This window comes from Bradyrhizobium sp. AZCC 1719 (genome assembly GCF_036924525.1).
Lineage (GTDB): Bacteria > Pseudomonadota > Alphaproteobacteria > Rhizobiales > Xanthobacteraceae > Bradyrhizobium.
In genome coordinates, this window is record NZ_JAZHRU010000001.1 from 3121331 (window position 1) to 3145052 (window position 23722).

Here is a 23722-nt window from a genome sequence, read left to right on the forward strand (position 1 = left end):
AACGGATTCGCCGCGCGAAGACTTTGAGAGTTCCTCGATTTATCCTTCAGGCGGGCTTGATACGGCGGCTCTTTGCCTATCCGAGCCGCAGCACCGTCTCGATCGCCGCCGCAAATCCGTCGCGCTCGTTGCTGTCGGTGACATGCGTCGCGTGCTTTTTGATGTCTTCGGCCGCATTGCCCATCGCAAAGGAAACGCCGCTTCGGGCAAACATCGGAAGATCGTTCTCCATGTCGCCGATGGTCGCGACCGCTGCCGCCGAAATGCCCAGCCGCCTGATCATGGCGTCCACGAAGGTGCCCTTGTTGTGACCGGGCGGCGTGACGTCGAGATAATAGGTCTGCGAGCGGACCGCGACGGCCTCCCGGCCGAGCGCCTCTCGCATTGCCACCTCGCAGCGCTGCAACAGCTCAGCATCCGAACTGGCGCCGACGATCTTGCAGGTCTCCGCGAGATGCGGCGTGAAGTCGGCGACGATGGTCGGATTGGCCTTGATGGCCAGCTTCTCGTGCGGGACGTACTCGCCGTCGGGATTGCGCGTGTACCAGCGCTGATTGGTGAACAGCCAGATATCCACGCCGAAGGCATTGAGCACATCGAGGCTGCGCTGGGCCACGGCGGCGCCGATCAGATGCTGCTCGATCGGTTTGAGCCCGGCATCGACGATCGAGCTGCCGTTGAAGGTGCCGAGGGGAAGCGTGATCGAAAGCGGCTCGATCAGAAAACCCATGCCGATGGTCGGCCGGCTGGAGACGATGGTGAAACCGATGCCGGCCGCATGCAGCTTGTGAACGGCTGCCTTGGCGCCATCGGTCAGGATCTTGTCGTGCGTCAACAGGGTGCCGTCGACGTCGGAAACAACGAGCGCGATGCGTGTCATTGGGGGACCAGGTTCAATTGACCGACGATGTCATCCACGATGTTCTCGACCGGGGCATCGATCGATACAATGATCGGCCGCTCGCCCGCGCCCGGCGGCTCCAGCGTCCTGAATTGGCTGGCGAGCAGGCCCGGCGGCATGAAATGTCCCTTGCGGGCGGCCAGCCGGGCCGCGATCAGATCCTGCGTTCCGTCGAGAAAAACGATGCGGACATCGTCGCGGCCGTGCACGAGAATGTCGCGATAGGCGCGCTTCAATGCCGAGCAGGCGATCACGGCGTGCTCGCCGAACGCTGCGAGGCGGTCGATCTCGTCGGCGATTGCCCGCAGCCACGGCCAGCGGTCCTCGTCCGTCAGCGGGTGGCCGGCGCTCATTTTCGCAACATTGGCTGGCGGGTGAAACCGGTCGCCGTCCTCGTAGCGCCAGCCGAGGCGTCTTGCGAGATGATCGGCGATGGTGCTCTTGCCCGAACCGGAAACGCCCATCACCACCAGCGCGCTGGGAGTCCTATCGCCCACCAAAATCCTCCGGAAGCGCATCCCGGTCCACCAGCCAGACCGTCTCGCCGGTGGATCGCGCACGGTTGGCAGGCAGGTTCTCGCGTGCAACGAGGCGCGTCAAGATCGCATGCTTCTCGGCGCCCGCAATCTCGAACAGCATTTCGCGGCAGGAGGCAAGGGTGGGCAGCGTGAGGGTGACCCGCGGGACGAATGGCTCGACATTTGCGCGTGGCACGCCGACCACCCAGCGCGCGGCCTCATCGAGCGCGGGATCGCCGGGAAACAGCGATGCGGTGTGGCCATCGGGACCTACACCCATCAACACGAGATCGAACAAGGGGCGGGCTTGGTCGAGCGTGTCTGCCCCATAGAACGATTGCAGCTCCTGTTCGTAAAGCGCGGCGCAGCGGTCCGGATCGGTCGGGTCGGCGGTCGCGGTCGGAATCGGATGGATGTTTGCCGCCGGCGCGCAGCTATCCAGAAAAAGCTCTCGCGCCATGCCCATGTTGTTGAGCGGATCGTCCGCCGGCACGAAGCGCTCGTCGCCAATGAACCAGTGCACGCGTTGCCAGGGGATCCGGCTGCGATAGGCATCGGCTGCGAGCAATTGATAGAGCTGTCTGGGGCTCGATCCGCCGGTCAGGCAAATCGCCACGCGGCCAATATTGGCCTCGATCCTGGCGAGCACGCGATCGGCCGCGGCCTCGGCCAGTGCGGCCGGATCGGCGACCGCGATCACGCGGCGATTGTCGTTCGCTGTCATCGCTCACCCAAGCTTTCGCCAGCTTCGGGCTTCGCGGATCAACAATTCGTTCGCTTCCTGCGGACCTTCGCTGCCGGCCTTGTAGGTCTGCAAGCCCGCGGCCCCCGCCTTCTTCCAGGCGTCGAGGAATGGTTGCACCGCCTTCCAGCCGGCCTCGACGCTGTCGGCGCGCTGGAACAGGATGTTGTCGCCGGTCATGCAGTCATAGATCAGTGTCTCGTAGCCGGTCGAAGGTTCCGCCTTGAAATAGTCCTTGTAGCGAAACTTCATCTCGACGCCGTCGATCAGGATCGAGGGGCCGGGCACCTTGGTGTTGAACTGCAGCGCGATGCCTTCGTTCGGCGCGACCCCGATCACGAGGTAATTCTGCGCCAGTCGTTCCACCGGCGTGCAGTTGAACATCGCGAACGGCGCCTGCTTGAACTTGATCGCGACTTCGGTGCGCTTGACGCCGAGCGCCTTGCCGGTGCGCAGGTAGAAGGGAACGCCGGCCCAACGCCAATTGTCGATGACCAGTTTCAGCGCCACATAGGTTTCGGTCGTACTTCCGGCCGCGACATCTTCGATTTTGCGATAGTCCGCAATCTCGCTATCTTCGATCCGGCCGGCCAGATATTGGCCGCGCACGGAATTCCGCAGCGCCTCGGCCTCGCTCTGGAGCTGGATCGCGGCCAGCACGTCCGCCTTTTCGGTGCGGACCGAATGCGCGTCGAATCGGATCGGCGGCTCCATTGCGACCAGTGACAAGAGTTGAAACAGATGGTTCGGCACCATGTCGCGCAGCGCGCCGGTCTGGTCGTAAAAACTGCCGCGGTGGCCGACGCCAAGCTGTTCGTTGACCGTGATCTGGACATGGTCGATATGGTTGCGATTCCAGATCGGCTCGAACATGCCGTTGGCGAAGCGCAGCACCAAAATGTTCTGCACCGTTTCCTTGCCGAGATAGTGATCGATCCGGTAGATCTCGTGCTCATCGACGAGCTTGAGCAGCTCGCTGTTCAGCGCCTTGGCGGAAGCGAGGTCGGTGCCGAACGGCTTTTCCACCACCAGCCGCCGCCACGCGCCGTTTTCGGCCAGCATGCCGGTGCGGCCTAGCTCACGGCTGATCGGCAGGAAGGCGTTGGGCGGGGTCGCCAAGTAGAACAGCCGGTTGCCGCCAGTGTTGCGCGCGGCTTCCAGCTCGCCGAGCTGCTTGCTCATCGCGTCGAATGAAGCCGGATCCTTCGGATCGGCTTCGATGCAGGTCAGGCAGTCCAAAAGACGACGCGAAATCGCATCCTCCACCGGCCGGGTCGCGAACTGGCGCAGGCCCTTCATCAGGCTGTCGCGCAGCCTGTCGTTCGTCATGCCCTTGCGGGCGACGCCGACCAGGCAGAACCTATCCGGCAGGAGATCGCTGGCGGCGAGATTATACAGGGCAGGGACGACCAGCCGGTGCGTGAGGTCGCCGGTGACGCCGAAAATGACGAAGGAGCAGGGATCGGGCTTCTTCTGTGTTGTTTGACCGACCGCCATGACCGCTCACGCCTTCGAAGTGGGCTTCTTCGGCGGCTCCTTGTGGCCGCCGAAACCGGCCCGCATCGCGGAAAGAATCTTTTCCGCAAAGGTGTGGTCCTTGCGCGAACGGAAGCGCGCGTAGAGCGCCGCCGTCAGCACTTCCGCCGGCACGGCTTCGTCGATCGCCGCGTTGACCGTCCAGCGGCCTTCGCCGGAATCTTCGACAAAGCCGGAGTAGGTGTCGAGCGTCTGGTTTTCGGCGAGCGCAGAAGCGGTGAGATCGAGCAGCCAGGAGGGAATCACGCTGCCGCGCCGCCACACTTCAGCGATGTCGGCCATGTCGAACTCGAAACGATGCTCCGGCGGCAGCGCGTCGATGTTGGCGTTCTTCAGGATATCAAACCCTTCGGCATAGGCCTGCATCAGGCCGTATTCGATGCCGTTATGGATCATCTTGACGAAGTGTCCGGCGCCGGACGGCCCGGCATGGATATAGCCCTGCTCGACACGCGGGTCGCGGCCCTCGCGTCCTGGTGTGCGCGGAATGTCGCCCGCGCCTGGCGCCAGCGTCTTGAAGATCGGATCGAGCCGGTCGACCACCGCCTTGTCGCCGCCGATCATCATGCAATAGCCGCGCTCGATGCCCCAGACGCCGCCGCTGGTGCCAACGTCGAGGTAGTGCAGGCCTTTTGCCTTCAGCGCCGCGCCGCGGCGGACGTCGTCCTGCCAGAACGTATTTCCGCCATCGATAATGACGTCGCCGGGCTGCATCAGCTTTGCCAATGCCTCGATGGTCGCCTCGGTGATCTTGCCTGCCGGAAGCATTACCCAGGCGGTGCGCGGCTTCTCCAGTTTCGCCACGAAATCTTCCAGCGTGTCAGCGCCGGTTGCGCCTTCCGCCGCGAGTGCGGCGACCGCCTTGGCGTCCTTGTCGTAGACCACGGCGGTGTGGCTATTCTTCATCAGCCGGCGGACGATGTTGCCGCCCATCCGGCCGAGGCCGATCATGCCGAGTTGCATATCCTGACTTCCCTAACTGAGCGCCTCTGCGATCGCGGCATCGAGCGCAGACAGCCCCGATCCGAGATCGCCCTTGAGATGGACGCGCAGCGCACGCCTGCCGCGTTCGGTGAGCACGTCGAAATCGCCGCGCGCCTGCGCCGCCTTGATGATGCCGAAACTCGCCTTCTGTCCGGGCACCGGCAGATCCTCGGCATCGTCGGCCGTGATCTGCAGGAACACGCCGCTGTCGGGGCCGCCCTTGTAGGCCTGGCCGGTCGAGTGCAGAAAGCGCGGGCCGAATTCGGCGCAGGTCGCCAGATGATGCTTGTCGCGCACCGCAAGCCGCATCTTTTGCAGCGAGCCGATCGTGCCGGGATTGCGCGCGATATAGGCGAGCAGGGCGACATAGTCGCCGCTGTCGGAGCGCGAAAGATGCGCTTTGACCCAGGAGCCGAGCGTGCCGTCGGCGCCGGCCTTGCGCAGCTCGGCCGCATTGTGCTCGTCGGTGTAAAGATCAGCCTCGTCGGTCGAAATCACCGGCTCCTCCGCCGGCAGCGATCCGGTCTTCTCGAACGCACTCGTCAACTCGCGTGTCTTGATTTTGGCCGCTTCTACATCGGGCTGGTTGAACGGATTGATGCCGAGGATCGCGCCCGCGACAGCGGTCGCCATCTCAAACCGGAAAAACTCCTGACCGATATGGTCGATCGACTTCATGACGATGCGAACCACGGGATGCCCGGCCGCCTCGAGCGCCTTGAGCCGATCATCATGCGAGGCGTCGTCCTCGCCCTCGGTCCGGATATCGATGAAGAAGCGGTCGTCGCCGTAAAGCGAGGGGTCGCCGAGCGGCTCGCCGTCGATCGGGATCAGGCCCTTGCCCTCCTTGCCGGTGGATTCGGCGATCAGTTGCTCGGCCCAGGCGCCGAAATCCGCGACCTTCTCCGACGAGGTGATCGTCACCTTGTCGCGGCCGTCGAGACCGGCAAGGCCCATCGCCAGTCCGAGCTGCACACCCGGATTTTCGTGCGGCGGCACGTCGGCGCCGCAGGAACGTACCATCGCGAGCGCGTGCGTGATCAGGCTGCGGACGTCAATGCCGGCGGCAGCCGCCGGCACCAGTCCGAACGGCGACAGCACGGAATAGCGTCCGCCGATTGTGGGATCGCCATGGAAGATGCGGGCAAAGCCTTGGCTGATCGCGACCTTCTCCAGAGACGAGCCGGGATCGGTGACCGCGATGAAGCGATGGCCGGCCTTGTCCTTGCCGATGGTCTTGGCAACGCGATCGAAGAAGTAATCCTTCATCACGTTCGGCTCGGTGGTGCCGCCGGACTTGCTGGAGACGATGAACAGCGTGTGGGCGAGGTCGACGGTCTCCTCCATCGCCTGCACCTGCGCGGGATCGGTGGAATCGAGCACATGCAGCTTCGGGAATCCTGATTCCTTGGCAAACGTCTCCGCCAGCACCTCCGGTCCGAGGCTCGATCCACCCATGCCGAGCACGACCGCGTCGCTGAAATTCTGCCCCTTCACGCGGCGGGCAAAATCTTCGTAGTCGGCAATGTTGGCGGCCGCAGGGCTGTTCAGCCAGCCCAGCCATTTGTTCTCGTCGTCGCCGGTCCAGACCGACTTGTCCTTCTGCCACAGCCTTCGGATTTTGGCCGATGCGCGCCACTCCTCGGTGCTCTTCTCGACGGCCTTGCCGATGCCATCGCCGAACGCGAATTGCTGCCGGTCGATGCCGCCGCCGAGGGAGGTCGCGCGCTTGTATGCGACCGCGCCATAGAGCTTGTCGGCAGAGTCCGCGAACAGCTTGACGCCGTCCTTGACCAGCTCGGCCGTGATGGCGTCGAGCGAGATGCCGGATTTTTCGAGCTCTTCCAGCACGCGGCGCGCGTCCTCGACATTCTCCTCGAGGCTGTCTCTCAGCTTGCCATGGTCGCGGAATGCATCGAGCGTCGCCGGCGGCACGGTGTTGACCGTGTTGGGACCGATCAGCTCCTCGACATACAGCACGTCGCTATAGTCCTTGTTCTTGGTGCCGGTGGAGGCCCACAACAGCCGCTGCGGCTTGGCGCCCTCGGCGGCAAGCTTCTCCCAGCGGGGCCCGGCGAACAGTCCCTTGTAGTCCTGATAGGCGAGCTTGGCGTTGGCGATGGCGACCTTGCCCTTCAGCGCGCTCAGCCGCTCCTTCTCGCTCGGGTCATTGGCCTTCGCGATCTTCTCGTCGAGCTGCTTGTCGACTGCGGTATCGATGCGACTGACGAAGAAAGACGCGACGCTGGCGACGTGAGAGGGATCGCCGCCCTTGGCGACGTATTTTTCCAGCCCCGCGATGTACGCCTCCGCCACCTCGCGATAGACGTCTTGCGAGAACAGCAGCGTGATGTTGATGCTGATACCTTCGCCGATCAGGTGTTCGATCGCGGGCAGGCCTTCCGGCGTGGCCGGCACCTTCACCATCAAGTTCTGACGCCTGACGTCCTTCCAGAGCCGTTGGGCTTCGGCAATGGTCCCCTTGGTATCGGTTGCCAGATAGGGCGAGACCTCAAGGCTGACAAAGCCGTCGTTTCCGTTCAAACGGTCGTACACCGGGCGCAGCACGTCGGCGGCGTTCTGGATGTCCTCGACGGCGAGCGCCTCGAACAGGTCGGCGACGGGCCGGTCGCCCGCTTTCAGAGCGCGGCTGATGGCACCGTCATATTCATCCGAGCTGCCGATCGCCTTTTCGAAGATCGAAGGATTCGACGTCACGCCCTTGACACCGTCGGTATCTATCAGCGCCGTGAGGTCACCCTTGGCGACGAAGCCGCGAGCGAGGAAGTCCAGCCAGATTGCCTGGCCATGGTTTTCGAGTGCTTTGACGGGATTCATGGTGCCTGTTCTGTTCGATCGGTCGATTTTTGGGCTTCCGGCAGCTTTCGGGGGCAGGGCCGGAAAGTCAACATTTGGTTGGGCATGCGGCCGGATGGAATGGGGCTGTCCAGGACGATAACGCCAGTGGCTCCGGTTCGATCCCGGAAAAGTCCGTTCTGGCCCGCCGCGATACCGGCCGGTCGGTCGAACCAGCGTTTGGAATGGCGACGCCGACGGGCACATTGCACGAAGTCGTGAAGGAGCCCGTCATGAGCCGTCGTTTCTCGCCTCCGGGCTGTCTCGCGATTTGTGCGGCCTGGATCAGAACGCAAGAAAGTATTCAGCGCGATGGAGCGGCGAAAGTGCGGCGACCAAATTGTCCAAACGAGCGATCGACGTGAATTGTTCACGTCAATCAGCATCGCCTCACGGCCTCAGGTAAAGATAACCCTGCGATTGCAACTCGGCGATCCGCACCACGCCGCCGCGGTCGGCGGCAATGAAGCCCGGCAGCAAATCTTCCAGCGCCACATTTTGGGATTTCATGGTGTTGCCACAGGCGGCGAGTTCGATTCCGGCTTTGGAGAATTGACCGACACGCCGGGAAAGGTCGGGATTGACGGAAGCCGAATGAAACGCCCGCAGTGCCTGGCCGTGAACCACCAGCGCGATCGTGACATGGTCGGGACCGCCGACCCCATCGAGATGATTCTGGATGTTGCCGAGCACGAAATTGACCTTGTCGAGATCGTTGAGGTGATAAACCACTTTCAATTTTTCCGAAGGTGCTGCTTCCGTCGCCGCACTGGCGCGAGAGGCGGCAAAGGCTGCACTGAGCGCCGAAATCGCGCCCCACAGGATATTGCGTCGGTGCATGGCGTCCCTCCCAGCTCGAACAATGTGGCTTCTATTTGCGCCGGAGCGCCGCAAGTTCCTTGCGGTCTGTCACGAGTTCGGCGCATTCGCGCAAGTCCGCGCGATCGACACGGAAAATCCTGTCGTCGGCGCCGGCAACCAGATCGTTGCTGGCATCGTCGTCGGCCTTGTTGCGCTCCCAGATCCTGATCCGCTCCAGCCGGATCAGCGCGGATCTATCGTCCTTCATCGCCACTTCAATGCCGCCGCCTTCGCAATCGATGCTGCAGCCGAGACGAATTTCGCCGCCGGTGTTTTCGGCGACAATGTGATTGCAATAGCCACTGGAATCGAAATTGCCCGCGCGGTGGCGATATTTGAAACCGAGACGGAAGGAATAATTGACGGTCTTGTCTTCCGGCGCGTCTTCGGCCGTCACCAAAAGCTTCATCGCGCTGACCTTCTGCTTCGGATGCCGCGCCAGATGGTTGGCGTCATAACGACGCACGAAGCAGGCATAGGTCTTTTGGCTGAGCGGGCTGCCGAACATTTGCCCGTCGAATGCGGTGGCCTTGGCTTTATCGACGCCATCCCGGGCGTGGCAGGCATTGGCTCCGACGAGGGAGGTAACGGTGGCAACGATCCAGAGATATTTCATGGCAGACTCAGATTAAACGCGCGGCGTATTACTTTAGTTGCAGGTGGCGCCGGGTGCGTTCAAACGCTCAGCTTCGCGACTGGCCTGACGGATATTTGGCCATTTTGCGTCAGCGCGGCCCGCCCAAAGGCCTGAATGCGCGATAAATGCCGCGTTTATCCCCGGTTCAGAGCCTGGGGCTTACAGCGGCTGCCGCCTTCGCCTTGCCCGGGCCGGCGCAGATTCGAGCCCCGCACCTGCTCACAATCCCTAAAAAACCCCTTACATATTGCTCAGTACTTCCCCGGTGAAAAATGTTGCTGCCCGGCTACAACGCGAGCGAAATGGCACCGTATCTTTACGAGGTAGAGGCCCTTAGCATGAGTATTGCATTGCATTGTGAAGTCGCTCGCGTGTCCAATCGTCATATGTGCTGACGGTGATTCGCGAACGGAAGCTGTGACGCTCCGATACTGGGAACCCTAGTGGTGCGTCCGGCATTTACAGGTGACCATGGAGAGACGGATCATGTACAACGATTCTCTGTTCAATGCTTTCGCCCGGTCCTTCGAAGCTCGAAGTCAAGCCGACATGTCGATGGCGGAATATCTCGAGTCGTGTCGAAACGATCCGATGCGATATGCCAATGCGACCGAACGACTACTAGCTGCGATCGGCGAGCCCCAGATGATTGACACGGCCAAGGACCCTCGCCTTGGCCGTATCTTTTTGAATCGCACGATGCGGCTCTATCCGGCGTTCGCGGGCTTCTACGGCATGGAAGACACGATCGAGCGCATCGTCGGGTTCTTCCGCCACGCCGCGCAGGGCCTGGAAGAGCGCAAGCAGATCCTCTATCTGCTGGGTCCCGTCGGCGGCGGAAAGTCGTCGCTCGCCGAGCGCCTGAAATCGTTGATGGAAGTCCACCCCATCTACGTGTTGAAGGCCGGCGATGAACTCAGCCCCGTGTTCGAAAGCCCGCTCAGCCTGTTCGATCCGGATTCGCTCGGGCCGATGCTTGAGGAAAAGTACGGCATTCCGCGCCGTCGCCTCAACGGGCTGATGAGTCCGTGGTGCTACAAGCGCCTCGAAGCGTTCGGTGGAGACATCTCGCAATTCCGCGTCGCCAAGATCCAGCCGTCGCGGCTGCGGCAGATCGCGATCGCAAAGACCGAGCCTGGCGACGAAAACAACCAGGATATCTCGTCACTGGTCGGCAAGGTCGACATCCGCAAGCTGGAGACCTTCGCCCAGAACGATCCCGATGCCTACAGCTATTCGGGCGGCCTCAACCGCGCCAACCAGGGCATTCTCGAATTCGTCGAGATGTTCAAGGCGCCGATCAAGATGCTGCATCCGCTGCTGACGGCGACGCAGGAGGGCAACTATATCGGGACCGAGAACATCGGTGCGATCCCCTTCAACGGCGTCATTCTGGCCCACTCCAACGAGGCCGAATGGACAAGCTTCAAAGCCAACAAGAACAATGAGGCGTTCATCGACCGCATCTGCGTCATCAAGGTGCCGTACGTCCTGCGGGTCACCGAAGAACAGAAGATCTACGAGAAGCTGATCCAGAGCTCCGAACTGGCCACCGCCCCGTGCGCCCCGGCCACGCTGGAAACCATGGCCCGCTTTTCGGTGATGTCGCGGTTGCGCAAGCACGAGAATTCGACCGTGTTCGCCAAGATGCGGATCTACGACGGTGAAAGCCTGAAGGAGTCCGATCCGAAGGCGCGCAGCGTTCAGGAATACCGGGACGCTGCCGGCGTCGATGAAGGCATGGACGGCGTTTCGACCCGCTTCGCCTTCAAGGTTCTCGCCGCGACCTTCAACCACGACACCAACGAGGTCGGCGCCGACGCGGTCCATCTGATGTACACGCTGGAGCAGGCGATTCGGCGCGAGCAGCTTCCCGACGAAGTCGAGAAGCGTTACCTCGAATTCATCAAGGCCGAACTGGCGCCGCGCTACGCCGAATTCATCGGGAACGAGATCCAGAAGGCCTACCTCGAATCCTATGCGGATTATGGCCAGAACCTGTTCGATCGCTATGTCGATTATGCCGATGCCTGGATCGAGGATCAGGACTTCAAGGATCCCGACACCGGACAACTGCTCGATCGCGACCTGCTCAATCAGGAGTTGACCAAGATCGAAAAGCCGGCCGGCATTGCCAATCCCAAGGACTTCCGCAACGAGGTCGTCAAGTTCTCGTTGCGGTCGCGCGCCCAGAACAGCGGCAAGAACCCGGCGTGGACCAGCTACGAGAAGATTCGCGAAGTGATCGAGAAGCGGATATTCTCCCAGGTCGAGGACCTGCTTCCGGTCATTTCGTTCGGCTCGAAGAAGGACGGCGATACCGAAAAGAAGCATGACGACTTTGTCGCGCGCATGGTCGAGCGCGGCTATACCGAGCGGCAAGTCCGCAGGCTGGTCGAGTGGTACATGCGCGTAAAGCAGGCTGGCTGAGGCGGATGAAAACGTGGCTATTCACATCGTCGACCGGCGCCTGAATCCAGGCAGCAAGAGTCTTGAGAATCGCCAGCGCTTTCTGCGCAGGGCTAAGGCGCTGGTCCAGGGAGCTGTGAAGAAATCGTCGCAGAGCCGGGACATCAAGGATGTCCTGGAAGGCGGCGAGGTCAGCGTCCCGATCGACGGCATGGACGAGCCGCGCTTTCGTCGCGAGGGCGGCACGCGCGACATGGTGCTGCCTGGAAACAAGAAGTTCGTCGAAGGCGATATCCTGCCGCGACCAAACCAGAGCGGCGGCAGAGGAAGAGGAGCGGGCGAGGGCGACAGCGAAGATACGTTCCGCTTCGTCCTCAGCCGCGACGAGTTTGTCGACCTGTTCCTGGACGACCTGGAATTGCCTGATCTTGCCAAGCGAAAGCTGGCTGAGGTGGAGAGCGAAGGCATTCGCCGGGCCGGCTACACAACATCCGGATCGCCTGCCAACATCTCGGTGAGCCGAACGGTAAGTCGCGCTCTGGCGCGACGCGTTGCGCTACGGCGACCGAGGCGGGAGGTGCTGGAGGCCCTCGAAGCGGAGCTTTTGGATTGCAGCGAGGAGCGTCGCGCCGAACTCATGGCCGAGATCGAGGCCCTGAAGACAAAGATGCGCCGCATCCCGTTCATCGATCCGATCGATATCCGGTACCGGCGTTTCGAGACGGTACCAAAGCCCGTGGCGCAGGCCGTGATGTTCTGCCTGATGGACGTCTCCGGTTCGATGACCGAGCATATGAAGGATCTCGCCAAGCGCTTCTATATGCTGCTCTACGTCTTCCTGAAGCGGCGCTATCGCCACGTCGAGATCGTTTTCATCCGGCATACCGACCGGGCCGAAGAGGTCGACGAGCAGACGTTCTTTTACGGGCCGGCTTCCGGCGGCACGCTGGTGTCAAGCGCGTTGCAGGCGATGCATGACATTGTGCGGTCGCGGTTCCGGCCGGCGGACTGGAACATCTACGCTGCGCAGGCTTCCGACGGGGACAATTCCTACGCGGACGGCGAAGTCGCGAGCCGGCTCCTCACCGACAACATCCTGCCGGTCACCCAGTTTTTTGCCTACCTGGAAGTCGGCCAGGAAAACGGCCTGTCCTACGAAATGCCCAATTCGGCGCTCTGGACCCTTTACGAGGGATTGCGTGCGAATGGTGCGCCGCTGTCGATGCGCAAGGTCAACGAACGCAGCGAGATCTTCCCGGTATTTCACGATCTCTTCCAGCGTCGTGGCCCGCAGGAAAGGACAGCATCATGACCGCGACCGACCAGTTGCTGTTCGAGGGGGCCGACTGGGACTTCCGGACGCTGCAGCGGATCTGCGATGCCTGCGAGCAGATTGCGCGGGACGAATTGGGACTCGACGTCTACCCCAACCAGATCGAGGTCATTACCGCCGAGCAGATGCTGGACGCCTATTCGTCGGTCGGCATGCCCCTGTTCTACAAGCATTGGTCGTTCGGCAAGCACTTTGCCTTTCAGGAGGCATCCTACCGCAAGGGGCTGATGGGTCTGGCCTACGAGATCGTCATCAACTCCTCGCCGTGCATATCCTACCTCATGGAGGAAAACACCGCGACGATGCAGACGCTCGTCATCGCGCATGCCGCGTTTGGCCACAATCACTTCTTCAAGAACAACTATCTGTTCAAGCAATGGACCGACGCCGACGGCATTCTCGACTATCTCGAATTCGCCAAGCGCTATGTGGCGCACTGCGAGGAGCGCCATGGCCGGCTGGCGGTCGAGCACACGCTCGACGCCGCGCACGCCTTGATGTCGCACGGCATCGATCGCTATCCCGGCAAGAAGAGCCTCGATCTTCGCGCGGAGGAAAAGCGGGCGGGCAGGCGCCGTGCCCATGAGGAGAGGGAGTTCAACGATTTGTGGCGCACCGTTCCCACCGGCCCGGCCAAGAGTGGCGCGGTACTGGATGTCGAACGACGTCGCGCGATGCTCGGTCTGCCGCAGGAAAACCTGCTGTATTTTCTCGAGAAGACGGCGCCGCGGCTGAAGCCTTGGCAGCGCGAAATATTGCGGATCGTGCGGCACATCGCGCAATACTTCTATCCACAGAGCCAGACCAAGGTGATGAACGAGGGCACGGCGACCTACGTTCACTATCGCATCATCAGCCGGCTGCACGAGCAGGGGCGGCTGACGGACGGCAATTTCCTCGAATTCCTGCAGTCGCACACCAACGTCGTGTTCCAGCCCGAGTTCGACGATCCGCGCTATTCCGGCTTCAATCCCTATGCGCTGGGATTTGCGATGATGCAGGACATCGAACGCATCGTCACCAATCCGGAAGCTGAGGACCGCGATTGGTTCCCGGATATCGCCGGGACCGGCGATACGATGGGCGTGTTGCGCGACATCTGGGCCAATTATCGCGATGAAAGCTTCATCAGCCAGTTCCTGAGCCCGCGGCTGATGCGGCACTTCCGCATGTTCCATCTGCATGACGATCCGGAAGAGCGGGCCGGCATCCTGGTAGATGCCATCCACGACGAGCGCGGCTATCGCCGGCTCCGGCGCGAACTGGCGCGGCAGTACGATGTCGGTTTCATCGATGCGAACATCGAGGTCGTCGATGTCGACCTTGCAGGCGATCGTCGCCTGATGCTGCGCCATACCGTGGTAAAGGGCGCCCAGCTCAGCGAAGCCGACACCAAGCGCGTGCTGCAACACCTTGCCGATCTCTGGACCTACGACGTATCCCTCGTCGAGGCCGATGCATCTGGTACGGTCTTGAAGGAGTACGTTGCAAACCCGCGGAAGATCGCCGCGGTAGCATAGCTACCGCAGGCTGGCGTTGATCTTTTCCAGCGCCGCCGAGCCGGGGCACAGGTCCTTGGCTTCGAGCGTATTGAGCGGCGTCTCGACGGTGTCGAGATGGGTGTGGAGGTCTTCCGCGTCCGGATCGACATAGAGCAGCCCGGTGACGACCTGGCCCTTGGCAGCGTGTTTCTGCAGGAAGGTCATGGCGGCCAGCCGGTCGTTGGCGTCGTAGTCGGCGTCGATCTTGCGCAGCGCCAGCCGCGTGCCGTCGTGCTGCTCGACCACCTGCACCGTGCCCGGTGCATATTCGACGGTGATCGGGTCGCGGCCGGTGAGCACGTCGAGGCGGTTGACCGCATCGTTATGCTCGCGGACATAGTCAAAGCTCTTGGTCGAGCCGGCGTGATTGTTGAAGGCGATGCAGGGGCTGATGACGTCGATGAACGCCGCGCCCTTGTGCCGTATGGCGGCTGCGATCAGCGGCACGAGCTGGCTCTTGTCGCCGGAGAAGCTGCGCGCCACGAAGCTCGCGCCCAATTGTAGCGCGATCGCCACCAGGTCGATGGCGTTGTCGGTGTTCATCACGCCCTTTTTCGACTTCGAACCGCGGTCGGCAGTCGCCGAAAATTGCCCCTTGGTCAGGCCGTAGACGCCGTTGTTCTCGACGATGTAGGTCATGTTGACGGCACGCCGGATCGAATGCGCGAACTGGCCGAAGCCGATCGAGGCGCTATCGCCGTCGCCGGAGACGCCGAGATAGATCAGGTCGCGGTTGGCGAGGTTGGCGCCGGTCAGGACCGACGGCATCCGGCCGTGCACCGAATTGAAGCCGTGCGAATTGCCGAGGAAGTAATCGGGCGTCTTCGACGAGCAGCCTATGCCGGAAATCTTGGCCACCCGGTGCGGCTCGATCGAGAGTTCGTAGCAGGCCTCGATGATCGAGGCGGTGATCGAGTCGTGACCGCAGCCGGCGCACAGGGTCGAAACTTTCCCCTCGTAATCCCGGTGGGTGTAGCCGAGTTCGTTCTTCGGCAGGCCCGGATGCTGGAATTTCGGTTTTGCGATGTAGGTCATGACACGGCCTTGCGGAGAGGGGTCACTTTCAGATGATCCTGGTGGTCGCCGATCGCGTTGGCGATGAAGCGTGCGGTGATCGGCGTGCCGTCATAATGCAGGATCGGCACCAGCCGAACCGGATCGATGCCGTTCTCGTTGACGATCAACTGCCGCAACTGGCCGTCGCGGTTCTGCTCGACCACGTACACGAAATCATGATCGGCGATGAAGCTCGCCACGCTGGAGTGGAACGGGAAGGCGCGGATGCGCAGCCGGTCGAGCTGATGCCCGCGCGATTCCAGAATCCCGATCGCCTCGTCCATCGCCGGCGACGTCGAGCCGAAATAGATCACGCCGTATTTGGTCGGCTTGGCGGCGTTGGCCTGCAACGGCCGCGGCACCATGTCCTGCGCGGTCTCGAACTTGCGCACCAGCCGCTGCATGTTGTCGGCGTAGATGGCGCCTTCTTCCGAATAGCGCGCGTAGCGGTCGCGCGAGGTGCCGCGGGTGAAGAACGAGCCTTTGGTCGGGTGCGTGCCGGGATAGGTGCGGTAGGGGATGCCGTCGCCGTCGACGTCGAGATAGCGGCCGAAATCGCGCCCGGGCTCGTTAAGCATTTCCGCAGTCATCACCTTGCCGCGGTCATACTGCCTGGCGTCGTCCCACTTCAGCGGGCGGCACAGCCGGTGGTTCATGCCGATGTCGAGGTCGAGCATCAGGAAGATCATGGTCTGCAGCCGGTCGGCCAGATCGAACGACTGCGCCGCGAACTCGAACGCTTCGGCCGGGTCTTCCGGAAACAGCAGGACGTGCTTGGTATCGCCGTGCGAGGCATAGGCGCAGGCGATGATGTCGCATTGCTGGGTACGCGTCGGCATGCCCGTCGAGGGGCCGGCGCGCTGGATGTTCATGATCACGGCCGGAATTTCCGCGAAGTAGGACAGGCCGATGAATTCGGTCATCAAGGAAATGCCGGGGCCGGAGGTTGCGGTGAAGGCCCGCGCGCCGTTCCAGGAGGCGCCGATCACGATGCCGATGGAGGCGAGCTCATCCTCGCCTTGCACGATCGCGTATTTCGCCTTGCCCGTCTCAGGGTCGTGCCGCAGCTTCTTGCAGTGGCTGGTGAAGGCTTCCGCCACCGACGACGATGGCGTGATCGGATACCAGGCGCAGACGGTGGCGCCGCCATAGACCGCCCCTAGCGCCGCCGCACTGTTGCCTTCCATGAAGATGCGGTCGCCGACCTTGTCGGACTTCTTCACCTGCAAACCGATCGGGCACTTCAGGTTCTGCAGCGCCCAGTCGCGGCCGAGATGCAGCGCGTGGACATTCGACGACAGCAGTTTTTCCTTGCCCTTGTACTGTTCGCCGATCAGTTGCTCGACCAGCTTGGGATCGAGATCGAGCAAGGCGCAGAGCGCGCCGAGATAGATGATGTTCTTGAAGAGCTGGCGCTGGCGCGGATCGGTATAGGTCGAATTGGCGATTGCGGTCAGCGGCACGCCGATCACGGTGATGTCGGCGCGGAATTTCGACGACGGCATCGGCTTGGTCGAATCGTAGAACAGATAGCCGCCGGGCTCGATCGAGGCGACATCCTTGTCCCAGGTCTGCGGGTTCATCGCCACCATCATGTCGACGCCGCCGCGGGCGCCGAGATGGCCGGCCTCCGTCACGCGCACCTCATACCAGGTCGGAAGCCCCTGGATGTTCGAGGGGAAGATATTGCGCGGTGAGACCGGCACGCCGTGGCGCAGGATCGAGCGCGCGAACAGTTCGTTGGCGCTGGCTGAACCCGAACCGTTGACGTTGGCGAAACGGACGACGAAGTCGTTTACGCTGCTGATCGGGCTTTGGACTGACATGTTGATCCCGCGTGAGTCATATCGATGAGGTACTTTTGCATGTCCCAGGCGCCGGTCGGACAACGCTCGGCGCACAGCCCGCAATGCAGGCAGACGTCTTCATCCTTCACCATGACGCGGCCGGTCTTGAGCCCTTCGGCGACATAGAGCGCCTGGTCGTGATGCGGCGACGGCGCTTTCAGCCGTTGCCGCAGGTCGTCCTCCTCGCCGTTCTCTGTAAACGTGATGCAATCCATCGGGCAGATGTCGACGCAGGCATCGCATTCGATGCAGGCTGGCGCCGAGAATATGGTCTGCACGTCGCAGTTCAGGCAGCGCTGCGCCTCGCCGAGCGCGAGCTTGACGTCATAGCCGAGCTCGACCTCCGCCTTGATGTCCTTTAGCGCGATCACCTTGTCGCGATGCGGCACCTTGAAGCGCTTGTCGCCGGAGATGTCGTTGTCGTAGCTCCACTCGTGGATGCCCATCTTCTGCGAGAAGACGTTTACCTCGGGCAGCGGACGCTCGTTGATGTCCTCACCAGAGAGCATCTTGTGGATCGACAGCGCCGCGTCGTGGCCGTGCGCCACCGCCCAGATGATGTTCTTCGGACCGAAGGCGGCATCGCCGCCAAAGAACACTTTCGGATTGGTCGATACGAAGGTGTTGGGATCGACCTGCGGCATGTTCCATTTGTCGAACTCGATGCCGCAGTCGCGCTCGATCCAGGGGAACGCGTTCTCCTGGCCGACGGCGACCAGCACGTCATCGCAAGGGATGGTCTGGTCCGGCTCGCCCGAGGGCACCAGGTTACGACGGCCCTTGGCGTCGTATTCGGCCTTCACCTTCTGGAAGGTAACGCCGATCAGCTTGCCGCTTACATGCTTGAATGCCACCGGCACCATGCAATTGAGGATCGGAATATCCTCGTGAAGGGCGTCTTCCTTCTCCCAGGGGCTCGCCTTCATCTCCTCGAAGCCGGAGCGCACGATCACTTTGACGTCCGCGCCGCCGAGCCGGCGCGCGGTGCGGCAACAATCCATCGCGGTGTTGCCGCCGCCGAGCACGATGACGCGGCGGCCAATCTTCTCGACATGGCCGAACGAGACGGAAGCGAGCCATTCAATGCCGATGTGAATGTTGGCGGCTGCTTCCTTGCGGCCGGGGATGTCGAGCTCGCGACCGCGCGGCGCGCCGGAGCCGACGAAGATCGCGTCATAGTTTTCGCTCAGCAGCTTCTTCAGGCTGTCGACGCGATGGCCGCCCTTGAACTCGACGCCGAGGTCGAGGATGTAATCGGTTTCCTCGTCGATGACCGAGTCAGGCAGGCGGAACTTTGGAATCTGGCTCCGCATCATGCCGCCCGCCTTGGGATCGGAATCGAACACGGTGCAGTGATAGCCGAGCGGGGCGAGGTCGCGCGCGACGGTGAGCGAGGCGGGACCGCCGCCGACCAGCGCGATGCGCTTGCCGTTCTTCGCCGATGATGGCTTCGGCATGCGGTGCTTGACGTCGTCCTTGAAGTCGGCGGCAACGCGCTTCAGGCGGCAGATCGCAACCGGGTTTTCCTCGACGCGGCCCCGCCGGCAGGCGGGCTCGCATGGACGATCGCAGGTGCGTCCCAGAATTCCGGGAAACACATTCGATTTCCAGTTGATCATGTAGGCGTCGCTATAACGCCCCTCGGCAATCAAACGGATGTACTCGGGAACCGGGGTGTGAGCGGGGCAGGCCCATTGGCAATCAACCACTTTGTGAAAGTAGTCTGGCGCCGAGATATCAGTCGGTTTCATTCCTACCTTGTCCGCGCAAGCTCAGGAAACGCGGCCTTATTTTGCCTGCGAACGCTTAAGGAGCGTTCTTGTGGTTTTTGAATTGGATCATAGGGTTATCTTATTAGAGCCATTCCAGACGCTGCGCACAAGGCAATTCTGTGCGATCTCCAGCTTTCCAATTGCACGGAAGCGTGGATTTGGCGTCGCAGCGTTGATCTGGCACTGCAGCATGTGCAGTGCAGCTTTGCTTTAATGCTGAATGAACGGGCAGACGTCAGGTCAGCGGCAGCGCAGCTCCGGCCGTCGCCAGGATGACGACGACAATCCATGGCGGCAGCTTCCAGACCGTCAGCAGCAGGAAGCCGGCGAGCGCGACGGCGAAGTCACGTGGTGTGAGCACGGCGCTGGTCCAGACCGGATTGTAGAGCGCGGCGCCAAGGATGCCGACGACGGCGGCATTGGTGCCGCGCATCGCGGCCTGGGCCTTGGGGCGCAGGCGTAGCGCATCCCAGAATGGCAGCATGCCGTAGACCAGCAGCAGTCCAGGCAGGGACAAGGCGATGAGCGCAATCGAAGCGCCGGCGAGCCCGTTGGGGGCGGGCTCCGCGACCGCGCCGAGATAGGCCGCGAACGTGAACAGCGGTCCGGGCACCGCTTGCGCCATGCCGTAACCCGCCAGGAAATCCGCGTTGCTGACCCAGCCCGGCGTTACGACTTCCGCCTGCAATAGCGGCAGCACGACATGGCCGCCGCCGAACACCAGGGCGCCAGAACGATAGAAGGCGTCGAACAGGGCAAGCCCTTGCGAGCCGGTTTGTGCCGTCACCAGCGGCGTGATCAGGAACAAGGCCGCGAAAAGCACGAGCGCCGCCGCGCCGTGTCGATGCGATACGGAGAATCCGAGATGGCCGGTCGGAGCGGGTGCGCCTCCGCGGCACAGCCAGAGCCCGGCCAAGGCTCCAAGAGCGATGGCGCCGATCTGTCCGAACGACCCACCGACGAAAACCACGATCGCAACCGCGGCAAGTGCGATGGCGGCGCGTTCGCGGTCCGGCGTCAGGCTGCTCGCCATACCCCAGATGGCCTGTGCGACCACAGCAACCGCCACCAGCTTCAGGCCGTGAAGAATGCCTTCGGCAAACGGGCCAGTGAGGACGCTCGCACCGAGCGCGAAAGCGAAGAGAATGACAGCAGATGGCATGGTGAAAGCGAACCACGCAGCTAGCCCGCCAAGCAGGCCGTTGCCGCGCAGTATGCCGAGGGTGAAGCCGACCTGGCTGGACGCCGGGCCCGGCAGGAATTGGCAGAGCGCAACGACATCAGCGTAACTGCTTTCGCTGAGCCATTTCCGCCGCTCGACGAATTCGGTCCTGAAGTAACCGAGATGTGCGATCGGCCCGCCGAACGATGTCAGGCCAAGCTTGAGAAAGGCGGCAAAAACCTCGGCGACACTGTCCGCGGATTTTTCCGCCATGCATTTCAACTCCGTTGTGGTGATCGACGATACCGGGAACATGCCCGGCCGCCAAGCGTTTCGCCCCGAGCGACCCGACGACTACATGTGCGCCAGATCAGCCGCCGATATCGCTCTTCGCCAGATCCCACATCAGCCGGTAGGTGCCGCTCGAGATCGTCAGCGGCTTCAATGCGATGTTGCCGCTGAAGCGCAGCATCGCCGGCGGCAGCGCGCCAACGTCGGTCGCGTCAATCAGCACAAACCAATCGCTGGCGCCGGGATCGGACGCGGAGGGATCGTCGGTGATCGGCTTCGACAGCGCCGGGTCGCTCTCGATCAGGTGTACAGATATGATCCCGTCGCGCTGCGCGGGATCGAGTTGCTCGGCAAGCGCAACCCGCAGCTTGTCCTCGCCGCCGGACGGGGGACGCAGCTTGACGATGCCGAGCGCCGCGCCGCGGCCGGTGCCGCGACTAACCGTGATGCGTGCGACCGCGCGGATCATGTTTTTGAAGCGCGCAATGTTGGCTTTCGACCATGCGGTCTGGTTGGCGAGCGCGGTGCGATAGGCCGGACTATCCAGCACCTCGAACGTTTCGGTGGAATAGAGGCTGAGATATTTCGGGTCGGCGTCATGCGCGACATAGCGGCGGGCCTCGAGAAAACCTTCGATGGCGACGCGCTCTTCGAGATGTTCGCGATCGTACCAGCGATTGAACTCGGCTTCGTGCTCGGCATCGATATTCATCGACGTCAGCAGCATGCCCTTTCCGGCGATCGGCATTTTCTTGCTTCCTATTTGCTGGCTTGGGATGCCATGTCCGCGATTGCCTTCATCACAGCGTCGCGGACGCCAGGATCATACAGCGTGTGGCCGGCGCCCTCGACAAAGCGGATTTCGGCTTCGCGCCAAACTGCCGCAAGCGCGTGCGAGGTCGCGGGCGGACAAAGCAGATCGTAACGGCCTTGCACGATGATGCCGGGAACGCCGGCAAGCCTGACCGCTTCGGCTATCAATTGATCCGGCTTCATGAAGCAGTCATTGGCGAAATAGTGCGCTTCCATAAACGGCGTCGTCGGCATGTTGCGCGACGAATTCAGCGTCGACAGGTCAAGGCGCGTGCGGTTCGGCGTGTGTTCGGAAAGTATCCGTTCGGTTTCGCCCCATGCCCGCGCGGCAGGAACATTCACGTCGGGATTGGGATCGAGGATCCTGCGGAAATACGCCTGCAGCGGTTGCGCGCGCTCGCCTTCCGGCAACACGCTCATGAAGTCGTCGTAAAGCCCGGGATAGAACCGCGGCAGCACTTTTAGAAAGCCGTTTTCGATTTCCTCTGATGTGCCCAGGAAAGTAGCGCGCAGCACGATGCCGGAGACGCGGTCGGGATGGGCCTGCGCATAGGCCAGCGCCAGCGTCGCGCCCCAGGAGCCGCCGACAACCATCCAGCGCTGAAAGCCGAATTTCTCGCGGATCATTTCCATGTCTGCGATCAGATGCGGCAGCGTGTTGGCTTCGCGGCCGCCCTTGGGGCGGCTTCGTCCGGCACCGCGCTGGTCGAACAGCACGGCATGAAAACGTTCGGGATCGAACAGCCGGCGATGATCGGGCTGGCACCCACTGCCGGGCCCGCCATGCAGATAGATCGCTGGAGTGCCATCGGGCCGGCCGATGCTCTCGACATAGATGTCGTGGCCTTCGCCAACCGCGAGCTGCTCCGACGTCAGCGGCGCAAAGGGGTCGGCGCGTTTGATGGATTTGCCGGCGTCGGCATCAGGCGCCATGCTCGCCTTCCGTCTCCAGCGTGCCGCCGGCGAAATTGCGGTAGAGGAAGCGATCCTGGTGCGCGGCGGCCTCGCGCTCGGCGGTCTTGAAGATCTCTTCATGCCGCGGCGAGAACGTGCAGGCCGGATCGGTATTTCCGGCGTCGCCGGTCAGCGCAAAGGCCTGGCAGCGGCAGCCGCCGAAATCGATTTCGCGGAACTCGCAGCTCTTGCACGGCTCGGGCATCCAGCCGGTGCCGCGATAGCGGTTGAAGGCTTCCGAGTTCTGCCAGATCCAGGCGATCGAATGGTTTGAGCGGACGGATTCGAATTCGAGCCCGGTGATGCTTTCCGCGGCATGGCAGGGCAGCACCTTGCCCGCGGGCGAGATGTTGAAAAACTGCCGGCCCCAGCCGCCCATGCACTTCTTCGGGCGCAGCGCGTAATAATCCGGCACGACATAGTCGATGGCGAGGGTGCCCTTCAGGCGCGTCGCGGCTTCCTCGACGATCCGGCTGGTTTCCTCGATCTGTTCGAGCGTCGGCATCAGCGCCGCGCGGTTCTTCAAGGCCCAGCCGTAATACTGGACGTTGGCGACCTCGAGCCGGTCGGCGTCGAGATCGACCGCCATCTGAATGATATCAGGGAGTTGGTGCAGGTTCTGGCGGTGCATGACCGCGTTGACCGTCAACGGCAGGTCGACCTCACGCGTCCATTTAGCGACTTCAAGCTTTTTCTCATGCGCATTTTTCAGCCCTGCGACGCGGTCGGCCACGATCGGCTCGTTGCCCTGGAAGCTGATCTGCACATGGCAGAGCCCGGCATCGGCGAGCGCGGACAGTTTTTCCTTGGTCAGCAGCACCGCCGAGGTGATGAGATTGCTGTACAGCCCGACATCGGTCGCGTGCTGCACCAACTCCACCAGGTCCTTGCGCGCGGTCGGCTCGCCGCCCGAGAAATGGATTTGCAGCACGCCGATTTCGGCGAGCTCGCTCAAGACCTTCTTCCATTCTTCTGTAGTCAATTCGCTGCTGCCGCGGTCGAGCTCAACCGGGTTGGAGCAATAGGGGCACTGCAGCGGGCAGCGGTGCGTCAGCTCGGCGAGCACGGCAAGCGGAATGCCGAACGTCTCCGCGGTCGAACGCTTCTGTTCGAGCACCGCGAGCCCGTCACTGGGCGCGGCGCTGGCTGTTTTACCGTCTGCGAGAATGTCGGTCATGACGTCTTCTCACGCGCTTCGGTCAGAAAGCCCTTGTCGGCGAGGTCCTGCAACATCGCGATGACGTCGGTTAAAATCGCCTCGCGCGGCGCGGCGTATTTGGCTGCAAGCTGGTCGACCATGTCGGCGACGCTGCGCTCGCCGTCGCAAAGTTGCAGCACCTCAACTGCGATCTCATCCGGCGCCAGCACCCGCTCCGGCGCCAGGATCACCCAGACCTGCCGCGTCTCATCGAACTTCAAGCGGGCGTGCCGCGGCAATTTCGGCCGGCTCGCCTCGCTGACACTGATGTTGCGGCCTAGAGCCATCGATCGCCAGTTCCCTTTGTCAGT

Annotated in this window: 19 protein-coding genes; 3 read left to right on the forward strand and 16 right to left on the reverse strand. The window is 62.4% G+C overall.

Annotated features, from left to right (window positions below; genetic code table 11):
- Window positions 1–76: 76 nt before the first annotated feature.
- From V1292_RS14730 to V1292_RS14765, 8 genes are all read right to left on the reverse strand, one after another.
- Entirely contained in the window at window positions 77–880 is an 804-nt protein-coding gene (locus tag V1292_RS14730) for a Cof-type HAD-IIB family hydrolase (protein WP_334373445.1), read from the reverse strand.
- A complete protein-coding gene (locus V1292_RS14735) occupies window positions 877–1419 on the reverse strand; it encodes a gluconokinase (protein WP_442895522.1) in 543 nt (180 codons plus the stop codon). The genes V1292_RS14730 and V1292_RS14735 overlap by 4 nt, the downstream gene beginning before the upstream one ends.
- Window positions 1388–2143: a 6-phosphogluconolactonase gene (gene pgl, locus V1292_RS14740; RefSeq protein ID WP_334373446.1), complete on the reverse strand. Its 756-nt coding sequence runs from the start codon at window positions 2141–2143 to the stop codon at window positions 1388–1390. The genes V1292_RS14735 and pgl overlap by 32 nt, the downstream gene beginning before the upstream one ends.
- A gap of 3 nt (window positions 2144–2146) precedes the next feature.
- Window positions 2147–3658 carry a glucose-6-phosphate dehydrogenase gene (gene zwf / locus V1292_RS14745; protein ID WP_334373447.1) on the reverse strand — a complete coding sequence of 504 codons (1512 nt, stop codon included), beginning with the start codon at window positions 3656–3658 and terminating at the stop codon, window positions 2147–2149.
- Between the two features lie 6 nt (window positions 3659–3664).
- Window positions 3665–4660 (reverse strand): phosphogluconate dehydrogenase (NAD(+)-dependent, decarboxylating), encoded by a 996-nt coding sequence (gene gnd, locus V1292_RS14750; protein ID WP_334373448.1) that lies wholly within the window; start codon window positions 4658–4660, stop codon window positions 3665–3667.
- Window positions 4661–4672: 12 nt separating this feature from the next.
- Complete coding sequence (locus V1292_RS14755; RefSeq protein ID WP_334373449.1) at window positions 4673–7519, reverse strand: bifunctional transaldolase/phosoglucose isomerase; 2847 nt, start codon at window positions 7517–7519, stop codon at window positions 4673–4675.
- 408 nt (window positions 7520–7927) lie between these two features.
- Entirely contained in the window at window positions 7928–8377 is a 450-nt protein-coding gene (locus V1292_RS14760) for a DsrE family protein (protein ID WP_334373450.1), read from the reverse strand.
- Window positions 8378–8408: 31 nt separating this feature from the next.
- Window positions 8409–9014 carry a hypothetical protein gene (locus tag V1292_RS14765; protein ID WP_334373451.1) on the reverse strand — a complete coding sequence of 202 codons (606 nt, stop codon included), beginning with the start codon at window positions 9012–9014 and terminating at the stop codon, window positions 8409–8411.
- Between the two features lie 507 nt (window positions 9015–9521).
- Between V1292_RS14765 and V1292_RS14770 the strand changes: the two genes are divergently transcribed.
- From V1292_RS14770 to V1292_RS14780, 3 genes are read left to right on the forward strand one after another with little or no spacing between them, the layout of a single operon-like run.
- Window positions 9522–11465 (forward strand): PrkA family serine protein kinase, encoded by a 1944-nt coding sequence (locus V1292_RS14770; protein WP_334373452.1) that lies wholly within the window; start codon window positions 9522–9524, stop codon window positions 11463–11465.
- A 19-nt stretch (window positions 11466–11484) separates the two neighbouring features.
- Window positions 11485–12756, forward strand: coding sequence for a YeaH/YhbH family protein (locus V1292_RS14775; protein WP_334377047.1), 1272 nt, complete (start codon window positions 11485–11487; stop codon window positions 12754–12756).
- A complete protein-coding gene (locus tag V1292_RS14780; RefSeq protein WP_334373453.1) occupies window positions 12753–14297 on the forward strand; it encodes a SpoVR family protein in 1545 nt (514 codons plus the stop codon). The genes V1292_RS14775 and V1292_RS14780 overlap by 4 nt, the downstream gene beginning before the upstream one ends.
- Here the strand turns inward: V1292_RS14780 and V1292_RS14785 are convergent, their stop codons facing one another.
- The 8 genes from V1292_RS14785 to pqqD all read right to left on the reverse strand — a co-directional run bounded on the left by V1292_RS14785 (window position 14298) and on the right by pqqD (window position 23698).
- Window positions 14298–15353: a 2-oxoacid:ferredoxin oxidoreductase subunit beta gene (locus V1292_RS14785; protein WP_065744400.1), complete on the reverse strand. Its 1056-nt coding sequence runs from the start codon at window positions 15351–15353 to the stop codon at window positions 14298–14300.
- On the reverse strand, window positions 15350–17200 hold the full coding sequence (locus V1292_RS14790; protein ID WP_334373454.1) for a 2-oxoacid:acceptor oxidoreductase subunit alpha: 1851 nt from the start codon (window positions 17198–17200) through the stop codon (window positions 15350–15352). Before V1292_RS14790 ends, V1292_RS14785 begins: the two co-directional genes overlap by 4 nt.
- Window positions 17170–18972, reverse strand: coding sequence for an FAD-dependent oxidoreductase (locus V1292_RS14795; protein ID WP_334373455.1), 1803 nt, complete (start codon window positions 18970–18972; stop codon window positions 17170–17172). Before V1292_RS14795 ends, V1292_RS14790 begins: the two co-directional genes overlap by 31 nt.
- A gap of 256 nt (window positions 18973–19228) precedes the next feature.
- The gene (gene chrA, locus V1292_RS14800; protein WP_334373456.1) at window positions 19229–20428 is read right to left on the reverse strand and encodes a chromate efflux transporter; all 1200 of its coding nucleotides are present in this window, start codon (window positions 20426–20428) and stop codon (window positions 19229–19231) included.
- Between the two features lie 97 nt (window positions 20429–20525).
- Complete coding sequence (locus V1292_RS14805; RefSeq protein WP_334373457.1) at window positions 20526–21194, reverse strand: hypothetical protein; 669 nt, start codon at window positions 21192–21194, stop codon at window positions 20526–20528.
- Window positions 21195–21205: 11 nt separating this feature from the next.
- Window positions 21206–22192, reverse strand: a complete 987-nt coding sequence (gene pip, locus V1292_RS14810) for a prolyl aminopeptidase (RefSeq protein WP_334373458.1) — start codon at window positions 22190–22192, stop codon at window positions 21206–21208.
- Complete coding sequence (pqqE, locus tag V1292_RS14815) at window positions 22182–23390, reverse strand: pyrroloquinoline quinone biosynthesis protein PqqE (RefSeq protein WP_334373460.1); 1209 nt, start codon at window positions 23388–23390, stop codon at window positions 22182–22184. Before pqqE ends, pip begins: the two co-directional genes overlap by 11 nt.
- The gene (gene pqqD / locus V1292_RS14820; RefSeq protein WP_334373462.1) at window positions 23387–23698 is read right to left on the reverse strand and encodes a pyrroloquinoline quinone biosynthesis peptide chaperone PqqD; all 312 of its coding nucleotides are present in this window, start codon (window positions 23696–23698) and stop codon (window positions 23387–23389) included. Before pqqD ends, pqqE begins: the two co-directional genes overlap by 4 nt.
- Window positions 23699–23722: the final 24 nt, after the last annotated feature.

Coding starts and splice junctions, on each gene's coding strand:
- V1292_RS14730 (WP_334373445.1), bottom strand. CDS start 880: ATGACACGCATCGCGCTCGTTGTTTCCGACGTCGACGGCACCCTGTTG.
- V1292_RS14770 (WP_334373452.1), top strand. CDS start 9,522: ATGTACAACGATTCTCTGTTCAATGCTTTCGCCCGGTCCTTCGAAGCT.
- V1292_RS14785 (WP_065744400.1), bottom strand. CDS start 15,353: ATGACCTACATCGCAAAACCGAAATTCCAGCATCCGGGCCTGCCGAAG.
- V1292_RS14760 (WP_334373450.1), bottom strand. CDS start 8,377: ATGCACCGACGCAATATCCTGTGGGGCGCGATTTCGGCGCTCAGTGCA.
- chrA (WP_334373456.1), bottom strand. CDS start 20,428: ATGGCGGAAAAATCCGCGGACAGTGTCGCCGAGGTTTTTGCCGCCTTT.
- V1292_RS14755 (WP_334373449.1), bottom strand. CDS start 7,519: ATGAATCCCGTCAAAGCACTCGAAAACCATGGCCAGGCAATCTGGCTG.
- pqqE (WP_334373460.1), bottom strand. CDS start 23,390: ATGACCGACATTCTCGCAGACGGTAAAACAGCCAGCGCCGCGCCCAGT.
- V1292_RS14735 (WP_442895522.1), bottom strand. CDS start 1,419: ATGCGCTTCCGGAGGATTTTGGTGGGCGATAGGACTCCCAGCGCGCTG.
- zwf (WP_334373447.1), bottom strand. CDS start 3,658: ATGGCGGTCGGTCAAACAACACAGAAGAAGCCCGATCCCTGCTCCTTC.
- V1292_RS14790 (WP_334373454.1), bottom strand. CDS start 17,200: ATGTCAGTCCAAAGCCCGATCAGCAGCGTAAACGACTTCGTCGTCCGT.
- gnd (WP_334373448.1), bottom strand. CDS start 4,660: ATGCAACTCGGCATGATCGGCCTCGGCCGGATGGGCGGCAACATCGTC.
- V1292_RS14780 (WP_334373453.1), top strand. CDS start 12,753: ATGACCGCGACCGACCAGTTGCTGTTCGAGGGGGCCGACTGGGACTTC.
- V1292_RS14805 (WP_334373457.1), bottom strand. CDS start 21,194: ATGCCGATCGCCGGAAAGGGCATGCTGCTGACGTCGATGAATATCGAT.
- V1292_RS14765 (WP_334373451.1), bottom strand. CDS start 9,014: ATGAAATATCTCTGGATCGTTGCCACCGTTACCTCCCTCGTCGGAGCC.
- pqqD (WP_334373462.1), bottom strand. CDS start 23,698: ATGGCTCTAGGCCGCAACATCAGTGTCAGCGAGGCGAGCCGGCCGAAA.
- pgl (WP_334373446.1), bottom strand. CDS start 2,143: ATGACAGCGAACGACAATCGCCGCGTGATCGCGGTCGCCGATCCGGCC.
- V1292_RS14795 (WP_334373455.1), bottom strand. CDS start 18,972: ATGAAACCGACTGATATCTCGGCGCCAGACTACTTTCACAAAGTGGTT.
- pip (WP_334373458.1), bottom strand. CDS start 22,192: ATGGCGCCTGATGCCGACGCCGGCAAATCCATCAAACGCGCCGACCCC.